The 13649-nt window shown below is 35.8% G+C and carries 19 protein-coding genes and 1 tRNA gene; 19 read left to right on the forward strand and 1 reads right to left on the reverse strand.

The window, feature by feature from the left end:
• From FcAc13_RS03700 to FcAc13_RS03740, 9 genes are all read left to right on the forward strand, one after another.
• On the forward strand, nucleotides 1-406 hold a 406-nt coding region (locus FcAc13_RS03700), incomplete at its 5' end, for a ParB/RepB/Spo0J family partition protein (RefSeq protein WP_187754866.1).
• A 1-nt stretch (nucleotide 407) separates the two neighbouring features.
• Nucleotides 408-797 (forward strand): DUF6896 domain-containing protein, encoded by a 390-nt coding sequence (locus FcAc13_RS03705; RefSeq protein WP_187754867.1) that lies wholly within the window; start codon nucleotides 408-410, stop codon nucleotides 795-797.
• A gap of 419 nt (nucleotides 798-1216) precedes the next feature.
• Nucleotides 1217-2017, forward strand: coding sequence for a hypothetical protein (locus tag FcAc13_RS03710; RefSeq protein ID WP_187754868.1), 801 nt, complete (start codon nucleotides 1217-1219; stop codon nucleotides 2015-2017).
• 101 nt (nucleotides 2018-2118) lie between these two features.
• Nucleotides 2119-2194: transfer RNA gene (locus tag FcAc13_RS03715), tRNA-Lys, on the forward strand.
• 161 nt (nucleotides 2195-2355) lie between these two features.
• On the forward strand, nucleotides 2356-3582 hold the full coding sequence (locus FcAc13_RS03720; RefSeq protein ID WP_187754869.1) for an integrase domain-containing protein: 1227 nt from the start codon (nucleotides 2356-2358) through the stop codon (nucleotides 3580-3582).
• A gap of 448 nt (nucleotides 3583-4030) precedes the next feature.
• Nucleotides 4031-4870, forward strand: a complete 840-nt coding sequence (locus FcAc13_RS03725) for a hypothetical protein (RefSeq protein WP_187754870.1) — start codon at nucleotides 4031-4033, stop codon at nucleotides 4868-4870.
• Between the two features lie 102 nt (nucleotides 4871-4972).
• Nucleotides 4973-5155 (forward strand): helix-turn-helix transcriptional regulator, encoded by a 183-nt coding sequence (locus FcAc13_RS03730; RefSeq protein ID WP_187754871.1) that lies wholly within the window; start codon nucleotides 4973-4975, stop codon nucleotides 5153-5155.
• Between the two features lie 11 nt (nucleotides 5156-5166).
• Nucleotides 5167-5454 (forward strand): helix-turn-helix transcriptional regulator, encoded by a 288-nt coding sequence (locus FcAc13_RS03735; protein ID WP_065798220.1) that lies wholly within the window; start codon nucleotides 5167-5169, stop codon nucleotides 5452-5454.
• On the forward strand, nucleotides 5441-5980 hold the full coding sequence (locus tag FcAc13_RS03740) for a BRO-N domain-containing protein (RefSeq protein WP_187754872.1): 540 nt from the start codon (nucleotides 5441-5443) through the stop codon (nucleotides 5978-5980). The genes FcAc13_RS03735 and FcAc13_RS03740 overlap by 14 nt, the downstream gene beginning before the upstream one ends.
• Before the next feature lie 192 nt (nucleotides 5981-6172).
• On the opposite strand, the gene FcAc13_RS03745 is transcribed toward FcAc13_RS03740, so the two are convergent.
• A complete protein-coding gene (locus FcAc13_RS03745) occupies nucleotides 6173-6340 on the reverse strand; it encodes a hypothetical protein (RefSeq protein WP_187754873.1) in 168 nt (55 codons plus the stop codon).
• 142 nt (nucleotides 6341-6482) lie between these two features.
• Here FcAc13_RS03745 and FcAc13_RS12495 point away from each other — a divergent pair, with 142 nt between their 5' ends.
• From FcAc13_RS12495 to FcAc13_RS03795, 10 genes are all read left to right on the forward strand, one after another.
• The gene (locus FcAc13_RS12495; protein ID WP_187754874.1) at nucleotides 6483-6701 is read left to right on the forward strand and encodes a host cell division inhibitor Icd-like protein; all 219 of its coding nucleotides are present in this window, start codon (nucleotides 6483-6485) and stop codon (nucleotides 6699-6701) included.
• Nucleotides 6694-6927, forward strand: a complete 234-nt coding sequence (locus FcAc13_RS03755) for a hypothetical protein (protein WP_187754875.1) — start codon at nucleotides 6694-6696, stop codon at nucleotides 6925-6927. Before FcAc13_RS12495 ends, FcAc13_RS03755 begins: the two co-directional genes overlap by 8 nt.
• The gene (locus FcAc13_RS03760; RefSeq protein ID WP_187754876.1) at nucleotides 6920-7141 is read left to right on the forward strand and encodes a hypothetical protein; all 222 of its coding nucleotides are present in this window, start codon (nucleotides 6920-6922) and stop codon (nucleotides 7139-7141) included. The genes FcAc13_RS03755 and FcAc13_RS03760 overlap by 8 nt, the downstream gene beginning before the upstream one ends.
• On the forward strand, nucleotides 7128-9527 hold the full coding sequence (locus FcAc13_RS03765; protein WP_187754877.1) for a phage/plasmid primase, P4 family: 2400 nt from the start codon (nucleotides 7128-7130) through the stop codon (nucleotides 9525-9527). Before FcAc13_RS03760 ends, FcAc13_RS03765 begins: the two co-directional genes overlap by 14 nt.
• Before the next feature lie 2 nt (nucleotides 9528-9529).
• The gene (locus FcAc13_RS03770; RefSeq protein WP_065798214.1) at nucleotides 9530-9862 is read left to right on the forward strand and encodes a hypothetical protein; all 333 of its coding nucleotides are present in this window, start codon (nucleotides 9530-9532) and stop codon (nucleotides 9860-9862) included.
• 222 nt (nucleotides 9863-10084) lie between these two features.
• Nucleotides 10085-11242, forward strand: coding sequence for a phage major capsid protein (locus FcAc13_RS03775; RefSeq protein WP_187754878.1), 1158 nt, complete (start codon nucleotides 10085-10087; stop codon nucleotides 11240-11242).
• 32 nt (nucleotides 11243-11274) lie between these two features.
• The gene (locus FcAc13_RS03780; RefSeq protein ID WP_065798212.1) at nucleotides 11275-11829 is read left to right on the forward strand and encodes an HK97 family phage prohead protease; all 555 of its coding nucleotides are present in this window, start codon (nucleotides 11275-11277) and stop codon (nucleotides 11827-11829) included.
• Nucleotides 11830-11831: 2 nt separating this feature from the next.
• Nucleotides 11832-13031, forward strand: coding sequence for a phage portal protein (locus tag FcAc13_RS03785; RefSeq protein ID WP_187754879.1), 1200 nt, complete (start codon nucleotides 11832-11834; stop codon nucleotides 13029-13031).
• A complete protein-coding gene (locus tag FcAc13_RS03790) occupies nucleotides 13028-13360 on the forward strand; it encodes a phage head closure protein (RefSeq protein WP_187754880.1) in 333 nt (110 codons plus the stop codon). The genes FcAc13_RS03785 and FcAc13_RS03790 overlap by 4 nt, the downstream gene beginning before the upstream one ends.
• Entirely contained in the window at nucleotides 13350-13646 is a 297-nt protein-coding gene (locus FcAc13_RS03795; RefSeq protein WP_065798209.1) for a head-tail connector protein, read from the forward strand. The genes FcAc13_RS03790 and FcAc13_RS03795 overlap by 11 nt, the downstream gene beginning before the upstream one ends.
• The last annotated feature ends 3 nt before the right edge of the window (nucleotides 13647-13649 follow it).

The raw sequence follows: 13649 nt of genomic DNA on the forward strand, positions 1-13649 counted from the left end.
GACCGAAGTGACAATATCCATTGACAAAATCAGCTTAAATCAGAAGAATGTGATTGAACTAAAGGAATTTAATGCTGGAAAGGAGGCAAGTGTAATATCTAATACAGAGCAAGCCATTAAAAATGTAGATCCTAAAAGTTTAATTAGTCGGCAAAACTCAAATGAGATTTCAGGCTCAGATATTAAAAGATTAGTAAGGGATATGAAGGCTAATGGATTTGATACCACTCAACCTATCGATGTAGCTATCGTTAATGGTAAGATGATTATTATTGATGGTCATCATAGAGCAGCGGCAGCAGTTAAAGCTGGCATAAAAGATATACCAATTAGAATAAACAAAGTTACAGAAGCCCAAGGTAATCAGCTCTTATTAGAAGCAGCAGAGGCTCGCTCGAGGTACTGATATGAAAGAATATATTGAAGAATTAATTAAATTACAAAATAACTTAATGTCTGTTTTTAAGAGGGTTTATCCAGAAGTTAAGGATTATAATCTGTTATTAGATTGCCCTCGAAAAGGAGAATTAGAGGTTAATGGGCAAAAATGGCTATTTATAAAGCATGGTAAGGGACTAAAATTTATTAGAAATAAGCCTTTACCCCAGCTCGTTGTCAATATTCATAGCTATTTATCAGAGTCAGATGTGTTGGACGAATGGCGATTGGAGCAATATTTTGAATCACTGAAAATATCTTATTCTAAGAGTGATATCAGTAAATGTCTAAATGAATTAACATTAACTCAAGTACTAAAAAAAATATCTGAGCAACAATATAAGTTAAATGGGAGTTAATCACAGGAACATAACTATAGTAAAGATTCTATGTTTTACTCAATTATGGTAATCATTGATCAGCTGTCGCTTGCTGCTCAAAAATACTGTGATACCGGCACTATCAGCTCCAATGATATTCAAAAAAATCTGACTTTAAAGTAACCTAAGTTGTGTTTAGAGGTGGCACTTGGGCTGCCTATGCTACCTTGGATAGCGGAACAAATCAAAAAGCATACCGGTCATGCAAATGAATACTTTAAAAAATTAAGGATAAATCATCTAAGTTGATTCTGGATATTGCTATATAAAAATTAGTTCAGTTGCCGGTGATTAATGGCTATTGTGGCACGGTATCTTATTCTGACGCAATTAAAGCCATGCCAATAGTTAAAAAAGAGCCGACTTTTGAGCCGGATGACAGTTGGTTGGTGGTGGATTTGCTCAATCACCCGCCAGAGCAGATTCAAATCTTTGATGCAGCAAATAACCACATCGTCACAACCACACCAACCAGCGCCGACGAGATTTTTTTAAAACATGGCGAGGTGTTTTCCCCCACTCAGGTTTTACCAAAGGTACATATCGTTTTAGGCGGTTTAGGCGGAAGCGTTGATTTGGCGCTGCGTGGTGATAAACCACTGCGGGTTAAACAACGGGCACAAAGCTGGGTTGATGAATTGTCGAGCCTGCTGGCGTCAGGTAATTCGCCGTTTACCATTGAGCTTGATGAGGCAATGGCAAGTTTGATTAATCAAAAAGCTTTACCGCAACGAGGACTACAAGCCAAACCGGTTGATGAACAAGCCGCTTTTCGTCCGGATGAGACGGTGGGGGTGTTTTTTTATCACATGCTGGCTTTACTTAATCATACGGATTTTATTATTGCAAGGCAGCGTATCGGTAGCTGCGGTGCGGGTGAGGGTGAAGGGGCAATACCGGATGTTAAATGGCTTAAACGCGCCCTGAAAGCCCTGCATGCTATCCGCCACAGTGAAGGTCAGGACAAGCCAGACTATGCGTATCACAGTGATGTGTTATCTCAAACCGCCAGCCACTATTTAGGCAGTCCGGTTGTGATGGATGGCAGTGGTGGTGATAACGATGCGGAATTAGCTTTAGTGAGTCAGGTAAAACAGGCTACGGCGGACGACCAGCTGACGGATATTGCATCGCTCTATCTTAATGCCATTAAACTGCTAAATAATGTCGAATTTATGTTATGCCATATTAAAGACTAAATAATAATGTTTAGGCCTGAATATCAAAGGTGAAAATTGAATAATAATTTAGGTTGAATATTTACAGTAGATCCATTAGAATTAGCAGCGTTCGTTTAAGTGGGTTGTTAGCTCAGTCGGTAGAGCAGTTGACTCTTAATCAATTGGTCGCGGGTTCGATCCCCTCACAACCCACCACTCCTTAATTCATCCAAACTCAAAAACGTTCAAAAAACCTTTATATAACAAGCTTTATAGCTAATTTACTGTTTAACTAAGTTCAAGAAGATTTAGCGAAATTCAAACTTTTATGTTATATATTATGTTATACGCTCAAATATAACTTAAATTCGTATAACATGGTCAAGATTATAAAACCCCTAAATGATACTCAAATCAAGTCAGCCAAGCCAGAGGAAAAGGATTTTACTTTATCAGATGGCAATGGTTTATATTTATTAGTTAAGTCTAATGGCTCTAAAATTTGGCGGTTTAATTATATTAGTCCTGATTCAAAAAAACGTACATTAGTTAGCTTTGGTAGTTATCCAGAAATCACATTACTTAACGCAAGACAAAAAAGAGATGAATATCGTTCTTTGGTATCTCAAGGAGTAGATCCACAACAGCATAAACAATCTATACAAATCCAAACAAAAAAAGAGAAAGATAATACATTTTATAAAGTGGCTGAAAGATGGCTTGAACAACAGAACTCAAGAGATATCACTAGTGGAACAATTAGGCGAATAAAAAATTCATTTGTTAATTATATTTATCCTATCCTTGGCGATATACCCGTCTCACAGCTAAAGGCAAAAGATTTTATTGAAGCTTTAAAGCCTCTTGAATGTGCCGGTAAACTAGATACAGTTAAGAGGATATCACAGCGAATTAATAGAGTAATGACTTATGCTGTTAACAATGATCTGATTGAATATAATCCAACGGGTAAAATAGGGGCTGTGTTTAAAGTCGCCCATAAACAAAATATGCCCTCGTTACCTCCGTCAGAGTTACCAAGAGTTATGAAAGCTATTTCTTTGGCTAGTATTGAATTACAAACAAGATGCTTGATTGAGTGGCAACTACTTACCATAACAAGACCAATTGAGGCAGTATCTGCATTATGGAGCGAAATAGACCTAAAAAATGAATTATGGACGATACCTGCAGAGAAAATGAAAATGAGAAGAGATCATACTATTCCACTAAATAAACAGGCAATAAAGATAATTGAGATAATGAAGCCTATTAGTGGTCATCGTGAATATGTCTTTCCAACATTAAAAGCACCTTTCAATAAACATATGAATAAAGAAACAGTCAATACAGCATTAAAACGAATGGGCTTTAAAGGTGAGTTAGTTGCTCATGGCTTTAGGTCATTAGCATCTACAGCATTAAATGAACATGGCTTTGATTATGATTTGATTGAAGTCTCACTTGCCCACGTCGATAGGAATGCAGTGAGAGCAATTTACAACAGAGCAACCTACCTAGATAAACGTAGAGATATGATGCAATGGTGGGGGGATTTTGTAGAGCAAACTAGCCAAGGAAATATATCCTTGTCAGGTAGTTAATATTAAAACTATAAATTTAATTTTGTCATATTCACATATTTAAGCCAGTCAGTTAGACTGGTTTTTTATTGTCTCTTATATAAGAATTACTTTATATATATTTTTAATAACACTAACAACACTAATAACATAATATAATTGATTTATATATATTTTTTTTAGTGTTATTAAAAGATAATAATAACATATATGACATAAAATTATGCCATTAAATTGATTCCAAATTCGTGCAGTTTCCTAAATGAGATCCTTTCCTTTGGCTAGCTAAATTCCACTAAATAGTGGTATTTAAAATGCATGTAATTTTATCCAGTAGTGGTATAATTATATTCAAACTTATTTAATAGATTAAATTAGTTACGCCTAGGGTAGCTCCCGAACGTTCGTAACCCTAACGGACTGGCGTAACTTCACCGTTAGGGATTTTGTTTAAGGGAAGCAAATAGTAATGTCAAATAAATTGTTTCAATTGAAAAAATATTTATCTATTGATGATACGGCTAAATTATTAAGTATTTCTTTGGGAGAATCTATAACCAATAAAGATATATTAGACTTAATTTTAGATAATCATATTTCTCTTAAAGTTAAAGCTACCCATTCGAAAGTAAAAGCTATTCCATTATCAGTCTGTGAACCATTAGCAACCATGGGTAATCTCATTAAGATATATAAATCTGCAACTGATGACGAAATGATAGACGATGTAAAATGTGGTGAAAATTTTACTCGCAATATCAAATTAAAAGGGGATAAGCATTTTATTGTAGATTTAAGACTTAATGATTATTGGCTCTTTCCGATGATTGGGGGTAATAGATTAGCAATAGAAAACTATAAAAGAAAATTGAATGGTCAAAGCTCAATAGATTCTTTTGATGGTTATATTTATCTGAAGGGAGACAATGATTATTGCAAATTATATACATTAAAGAAAGAAAAAAATCTTATGGAACTAGTTAGCGAACATCTAGATTATGACATAAATAATTATATACCAGCTACAGAAATTAATAATGATATTGAGTTATTTATTGAGGCGGAAGAAATAAAGAAATTTGAACTATCATTATTAGATCATCCACAAGAAAAAAAACAAGATACAGAACCTACCAATCTTCAAATTGAGTTTATTAGAAATTTATTACTGTTGAAATATGGTGACAAAGCTATAGATAACCCAAGAAATTTTATTGAAAATAAGCGAAGTGAACTTGTAAAAGAATTTCAATTAAACGCCTTAAAATACCCGTCAGGTAAAATACTTGAAAGCTGGTTAAAAAAATAATTTCGGAATTTCCGAACTGATTTTGGATATTTCCAAAAACTAAAAAATTCTATCCTAAAATCCTCATTGTATTAAACATTATTAATTCAGTGAGGAAAAACAATGCAATTAAATACAATACAAAAATACTATTCCTTAGATGAACTAGCTTTAATGCTAGGCTGTTCAAAAAACACATTACGCTATAATCCTAAATTCCCTAAAGGTATTCAGTTATCAAAACGTCGAACTGTTTATGATATAACCGAAGTACAAGCCTATTTAGAAAGCAACCGAGTACAGTAAGGGGGCTTTCAATGACTTATTCAATCACTCCAGAACAACACAAAGCAACCAGAGATAAATACGGCATTCAATATGATCGCCTGGTTCGTGAAAATGAAAGATACAAAATTACTAGTATCGCCCGTTCTACTGCTTGGCAACTTGAGAAAGAGGGTAAATATCCATTAAGAAAATCGTTAGGTGCTAACTCTTGCGGTTGGTCATTAGTGGAATTACTTCACTGGATAGATAATCCGCCACCAGTAGAAAAGATTAATCAACCGACTAAACGCCGAGGATTTGCCAATGGGAGCTACTAAGATGATTGTTAAACAAGATGAATTAAGCGTAATTAAATTCGATGGTATCGAAGTGCGAATTATTACTCGATTGGGCGAACCGTGGTTTATAGCAGCTGATGTTTGCAAGGCTTTAGAAATTAAGAATGTTACTAACGCAATTAAAGCACTAGATAAAAATGAGAATACCCTATGTTTAATAAAGGGTATTAAATCGGAAGCTGGTAATCCTATTTTCAATATTGTTTCAGAATCAGGATTTTATAAGCTCATTTCACGAAGTAGAAAAGCAACTCAACAAGGAACATTTGCTTATAAATTTAGTAACTGGGTATTTGGTGAAGTCATTCCAACTATTCGCAAAACTGGTGCTTATGGTGTGCCTTGGGCTTTCTTGAATGATCATGCAAAACGTGAAAAAGAATATCGCATTGAATCAAGCAGAAGAGGACGTAATTTAGAAGCTTGCAAAAAATGGAAAGCTAATTTAACCGCAGAGGAAAGGGCATTATGGGCAAAATACCAACCCGAATTGGCTTTGATATAAATAAAAAAGGCAACCTGTCACAGTTGCCTCTATTCAATCACTCAAATCAATTAACAAGGAATTTTCAATGACAATAAAACTTACTAGATGCATTGAATTTGTGCCAAAGCGTCACGCATTTAAAGCACGTTTTTATAATAGCGCAGAGTTAATAAAGTGGGTAGATTTCGGAAGCGTTCGAAAGGATTTTAGTTATTTATCTAATAATCCTCGTGAAGCTAATTCTTTGCGGAGTATTCTTTTCATCCAGCCAGCAAGCGATTCGTCGCCATCTTCTTTTTGTGCTTTTTCCATGGCAAGCCGTAAATCAGGATCTAATCTAAATTGGAATGGTGGATTTCCTCGTCTTTTTTCTGTCATGTGTATTGACACCTCTATTACGTTAATGGTAATGTATTTATGTGTGATGACATATTACTATCACATGAAAGAAAAAACAATCCCCCGAAGTGGTGGAACACTATCGAGGGATCTAACCCAAGCATTATACGGAGTAATGATTATGGCTAACCGCTATGATAACGCACACCTATGTGCAAGACAATCCAAACTATACAAATTCTATGACCTATCAACGGCTCAAGTAGTACAAACAAAGGCAACAACCGAACGTGAAGCCAGAAAGAATTTAGGTAAGCAATCCCTGATATTTATTTCAAGAATCCGCTTATATCCATTCATTGAAGACACTAGAAGCTTTGGAGGTTATCTTTATGAGTAATAATAATATTCAGATAATAAATAATATCGAAGCTAAATTAGCGCAAACTCAAAGCATGGTTAAGGTGGTCTTGGATAATCATAATTATAAAGATGAGGGATTGGATAAGCCTTTCATGGAACACTGCGATACAGGTAACTTACTTTGGGTTATAGGTGACTTAATCGAAGATGCCTATAAAGAACTATTAAAAATTGATTTCAAAGGAGGTAATAATAATGGCTAATACCTCACTGGATGCGATAGATACAATTAACTCTAAACTCGGTCAAGCCAATGCTATTTCAATTCTCTTAATGATTGAGTGTGATTCTGGAAGTCAGCTAAATGATGAACTACGTTCTTATGCCCTTAGCGCCATATCTGATTTAGTTAGTGATTCTAAAGCCTTATTTAGAAGCGAGACAGAACGTAAGGGGTTGCAAGATGAAAATAAGTGATATTACGACCCAAGCTGTAGGTAAATGGGATTATATTTTGCATTCATTAGGCATTGAAGTAGGTAATGGCAAGCATTGCGCTTGCCCAGTTTGTGGCGGTAAAGATAGATTTAGATTTGATAATCAAAATGGACGAGGTACTTATATTTGTAATCAATGTGGTAGTGGTGACGGCTTAGAACTGATTAAGAACTATTACCATCATAGTACTAAAGAAGCATCAATCAAAGTGGCGGAATGTTTGAATCTGCCTAATCAGAGTAACCAAATACGAGAAAAAACCGTATTTAGAAAAAGAGATTCCGAACAGTTGCATAATAACAACATACCAGAAAATTCCGTATGTAAAAAAGTCGAATATTTACTCTCTAAAACAACATTAGGGCAATCTGAGTACCTCACCAAGAAAGGATTAATCTTTGACTTACCTTTACTGGATAACGGGCGTATTTTTGCGCCTATTCTGAATCTTCATAATGAATATGCAGGCGGTCAGTTTATCGAACCTGACGGCAGTAAACACTTAATGAAAAGCTCAAGCAAAAAAGGGGCTTTTATTTTAGTCGGCTCAATTTTGAGCAAGCCAGAGGAGGTGTGTGCAAAATTGCTCGCACATAATGAAATTATTATCTGTGAGGGTTTAGCCACAGGAATATCGATAGCGGAATTCCGTCATCAGTCTCTTGTTATATCAGCCATTGACGCAGGTAATCTTATTCATGTCGCTAAGTCTATCCGTGAAATAAATTCTACTGCTAAAATCATCATAGCCGGTGATAATGATATTGACCAAAGCCCGAATAAGGGCTTAGCTAAAGCAATGGAAGCAGCTCAAGCAGTCAATGGCTATTACTCGATACCTGAAACGGATTTTAAAGCAGATTGGGATGATTACAGGCAACAATTTGGACTTGAAAAAGCCAAGCAGGATTTTAACAAGAATATTAAAAAATCAATTAAAGAGAGTAAGAAGCATTTTACCGAAGTTAAACAAAAAGCTGTTCCTGACTTATCACAAATGCAAGCTAGCCAGAAAGCTGATGTACTGATAGAGCATTATGATAATAATCTCGCCTTAGATATGTTAACAAATGAAGTTTATTTATATAAGGATAATGTTTGGCAAATAATTTCTGAAATGGATCTAAAGCGTGAATTAGTTCAATTGTTCAGACAATCAAATGCTCACTATTCTGAAAAAGGCATTAAATCGACCATTGACACCATGAAATTACAAATACCGTTGAAAGGAGATCAAGCCAGAAATTTAATAGGATTTAGAAATGGTATCTTTGATTTAAATGATCGTGCATTTAAACCCCATGCCAAAAGACATTGGTTACAGTCAATTAATAATGTTGATTATGTTGATAGTGTAACTAATGAAAACTTGGAACTTCATGCACCTAATTTTTATCAATGGCTATCTCGTTCAGCTAAAAAAGATAAGATAAAAATGGATGCGATAAAGGCAGCGCTATACATGATTTTAGCTAATCGTTATGACTGGCAATTGTTCATAGAGGTTACGGGCGCAGGTGGTAGCGGTAAAAGTGTTTTTGCTGAGATTGCCACCATGCTAGCAGGCAAGAATAATACTGTATCGGCTAATATGGAAGCCTTAGAAAAACCAAGGGAAAGATCGCTTATTGTTGGGCAATCATTGATCATCTTACCAGACCAAGCAAAATATATCGGTGAGGGTAACGGTATCAAGGCAATTACTGGGGGTGATGATGTAGCCATAGATGAAAAATATAAGAAACCTTATTCTGCCAAAATTCAGGGAGTTATATTAGCCATTAACAATAATCCAATGACATTTAGTAATGATGATGGAGGCATTTCCAGACGAAGAGTGATCTTTCACTTTGGCGAGCCTGTCCCTGCTAACGAAAGAGATCCTAATCTTAAAGATAAAATTAGTGCAGAATTATCCGTTATTATTCGACATCTCTTTAACTATTTTGAGGATGATAGCAAGGCTAAATCATTACTAATTAAGCAACAAAAATCATCAGAAGCTATCGAAGTTAAAAGATTGACTAATCCATTAATTGATTTTTGTAGTTATCTCTTTGCAACCGACAAACCAGATGGAATGATGATAGGTAAATACTCAACACCAGTACAGTTTAAGCGGTTTTTATATCATGCTTATATTACTTTTATCGAAAATAATAACTTAAAAAATCCATTATCACTTCGTAACTTTGTTAATGCACTACCTTCAGCAATGAAAGAGTATGATGTAGAAGTCATTATACGAGCTAGACAAAGTGAAGGACGCAGAACTAACTTACATCTTGATTATGATAAATGTAATGACTGGTTTCCTGATGCAGCATTAGAAGAAAATTACATTTCACAACATAGGGGGAAATAAATATGAAAAGACTAGCAGATATTTATAATAGATTGATTGAATTAGGAAAAAAAATAGATGCAAGTTATCCAAAATACAAAAAAGATGATGACATAAAAATGGAATATGCAGATATTAAAAATGATATTAGAAAATTACAATCAGCTTTGCGTAAAAAGGTTAATAAAAACGAAGCAACACGCGAAGAAGAATACATTATTGAGCCTGCACTCAATCAAGCGTATGTTTCTGATTTGAGAGCTCGAATAGGGTGTAATGTAGGACAATCAATGGCTGATTCTGTATATTCTGCACAAAGCACAATCATGCATTATTTACCTGAAAATTTAAAATAATTTTGTTCTGATGCTTTCAGAGGGATTTTACCTAACCAATTGAATTAACAATAGTATTTTTTTTTGTTAGACTGCTTTTTGGGTTAATAGAAAAACCAATAATTAGCGCAGATATGGCAGTCTAAAACCAAAGCGCAGCACCTTTTATAGTTTAATCGCTATCACCTTTCAAAGCCTTTCATATCTCGCTGTAAATAACAATAAATACAGGTAAATAAAGATATGAAAAAACTTATTGAATTACGTCAATTAAAAGCAACCAAAGTAGCTGAAATGCGATCAATGCTTGATAAAGCCGAGCAAGAAAATCGCAGTATGACCCCAGAAGAAAAAACACAATTCGACACCATTAAGGCAAAAGTAGAAGAGTTAAACACCGAAATTACAAACTATGAAACCTTAGCCAACGAAGAGCGTAGCCTTGCGGATAAAGCTAAACCAATTGATAAAAAAATCACTAACGAAGAATTACGCAACTATATCCGTACTGGTGAGGCTCGTTCACTTTCTACTGGCGTTCCTGCTGATGGTGGTTATACGGTTATTCCTGAGTTAGATAAGGAAATCATGCGCCAGTTATCGGATGAATCCGAAATGCGTGCTATCTGTACCGTCAAAAAAATTGGCTCAAATGAGTATAAAAAACTGGTATCGGTAGGTGGTGCAGTAGTTAATCATGGCGAAGAGGGAACAGCTCGAACAGAGACAGCTACCCCTAAACTTGAAGAAGTATCAATCAAATTATACCCAATTTATGCTTATCCTAAAACGACTCAAGAAATCTTAGACTTTAGTGATCTAGATGTTTTAAGTTGGTTAACTGATGAAATCAAGGATACTTTTGTCGAAACTGAGGAATTAGACCTTATCAGTGGTGACGGCACGAAAAAAGCTAAAGGTTTTCTTGCTTATCCGCAAGCAGTAAAAGCAGATAAAGATCGTCCATTTGGTACTCTTGAAAAAATGACAATTACCGCAATCACGGCTGATAGTTTGATTGATTTACTTTTCAAACTTAAAAAGAAATACCGTAAAAATGCTGTATGGGTAATGAACTCAAATACTGCAGCAACATTACAAAAACTAAAAAATGGTAATGGTGATTATATTTGGCGTGACGGATTAAAAGCAGGTGATCCTGATATGCTTTTAGGTAAACCTGTTCATTATTTGGAAAATATGAATGATACAGGCGCAGTCGTTGCCGTTGGTGATTTTAAAAGAGGTTACTACATTGTAGACCACGAAACAGGTGTAAGAACTCGTCCAGATAATATTACAGAACCAGGATTCTATAAAGTTCACACTGATAAGTATTTAGGTGGTGGTTTGGTTGATTCTAATGCTATCAAAATCTTAGAACTATCAGCAAATAAATAATAACAGGGGCTATATGCCCCTTTGAGGTTGATATGGATAAGAAACAATATGAAATAAGAAGCACTGAGATATCACGAGATGATACTAAGCTTGTGGGTTATGTGGTTAAGTGGAATAGCCGATCACAGTTAATATGGGGTGAATTTTATGAGCAATTTTCGCCAAAAGCCTTTAGCCAATCATTAAGCAAAAATCCTGATATTCGCGCTTTATTTGAACATGACCACAAAGCACTATTAGGTCGGACAACATCTAATACATTAATTCTTAATGAGGATGATATCGGGCTAAGATTTGAGCTTACACCACCCGACACACAATTAGGACGTGATTTACTCGTTAGTGTTGATCGTGGTGATATTCGCGGTATGTCGTTTGGTTTTATGGCCACAACTGAATCATGGGATTTTAATCAAGAGCCTTGTATCAGGACTGTAAATACTGCTGAACTATTCGAAGTAACTGTTACAAGTATGCCAGCCTACCAAGAAAGTGATATCCAAATCGCTAAACGCTCAATGCTTGAAGCTAAAGCTAAATTAAAACCAGATTTAAGCAAAGCATGGCTTGACCTTATGGAGTTATAAGCATGGGATTATTTAGCCGTAAGAAGAAAGAAGAGCGAAGTATGACGGTAGACGAGTTAATCTCTTATCTTGGCTTGCCTAATACCAATTCGGGGGAATATGTCTCACCCAGTTCTGCCGAAGCATTGCCTGCAGTGATGAATGCTGTCACGGTAATTAGTGAAGCGGTTGCTTCTATGCCGTGTTATCTCTATAAGCTTAATAAAAAGGGCGAACGTGAACGAGTATCAACTCATCCGGTTGAATATTTGCTTAATGAGATGCCAAATACCAAGCAAACACCATACCAATTTAAGCGGACTATGATGCGACACTGTTTATTAGGGGGTAATGCTTATGCGGTTATTCATTGGGGTAAAGACGGACGACCTAATGGACTTGAAAGCTTTCCACCTTATGCAGTTACCCCAAAACGATTAGGAAATGGACGTTATGCTTACTCGATTGTTGATGAGGACGGCAATGTCACAAATTACTTACAAGATGAAGTATTACATTTGCGTTATGCAAGTGATGACGGTTTTATCGGGCGTTCACCTGTGACAATATGCCGTGAAGCTATAGGATTAGGGCTTGCGCAACAACGGCATGGGTCATCGGTCATGAAAAATGGTTTAATGGCCAGTGGTTATGTTTCAATGGCTGAATGGATGGACGATGCAAAAGGCAAAAAAGCCCTAAACGCATTAGAACGCTACAAAGGTGCAAAGAACGCAGGTAAAACCCCAATTCTTGAGGGTGGCATGAAGTACGAGCAATTAGGTATGAGTAATCAAGATGCTGAGTGGTTGCAGAGCAGACGATTTACAATTGAGGATATCGCTCGAATATTCAATATTAGCCCAATGTTTATACAAGAATATTCGCATAGTTCATACAGTAACTTTTCAGAAGCAACACGCTCATTTTTAACATTAACGCTAAGGCCATGGCTAACTAACTTTGAACAACAATTAAAAGACGCCTTGATGATAGATGTTAGCGAAGATAAAAGCCGTTATTTAATTGAGTTTGATACCTCCGATCTGATGCGGACCAGTCCGATAGATCGCTTTAACAGTTATAACATTGCGATTAAATCAGGGGTAATGAATCCTAATGAAGCAAGGTTAAAAGAGGGATTACTACCTTATGAGGGCGGTGAAGAGTTTAGTCAGGCATGGAAGCAAACCGTAGAAGTTAAAAAGGATAATGCCAAATGATTATAGGACGGTTAAGACAGCGTATTACCTTACAGAAATTCGAGAGCTACCGAGATCCATTTGGCCAAGTTATTAAAGAGTGGAAAGACATAGCAACTGTATGGGCTGAGGTCAAAGCAGTAACAGGTAAAGAGCTTATGTTATCTCAGCGAGAAATGAGCAGTACTACTATAAGAATTTATATTCGCTACCGTAAGGATATTGATACCACTTGGCGGATTAAGCACCTGATAGTTGGCTCACAATATTTAAATATCAAAGCAGTATTACCTGATGCCAGAAAGACTTATTTAGAATTGTTATGTGAAGGTGGTTTAAATGATAACTAATATTACCTTACAAGAAGTTAAGTTACATTGTCGCATTGATGAAAGTGACACCTTAGAAGATAGTTTACTTCAAGTCTATATAGATGCAGCCCTTGAAGCTTGTCAAAAGCATATCGGTAAATCATTTGATAAACAGGAGTTTACTCCAGCAATCAAAGCAGGTTGCCTTATGTATATTGCTCACCTATATGAGAACAGAGAAATGGTTACCACTAATGCAGTAAACGAAGTACCGTTAGCCATATCTTCACTATGGAGTGTTTACCGTGACCCAGCTATCTATTAGGTG

Origin of the sequence: Frischella japonica, from assembly GCF_014489845.1 — a bacterium.
GTDB classification, from domain to species: Bacteria; Pseudomonadota; Gammaproteobacteria; order Enterobacterales; family Orbaceae; genus Frischella; species Frischella japonica.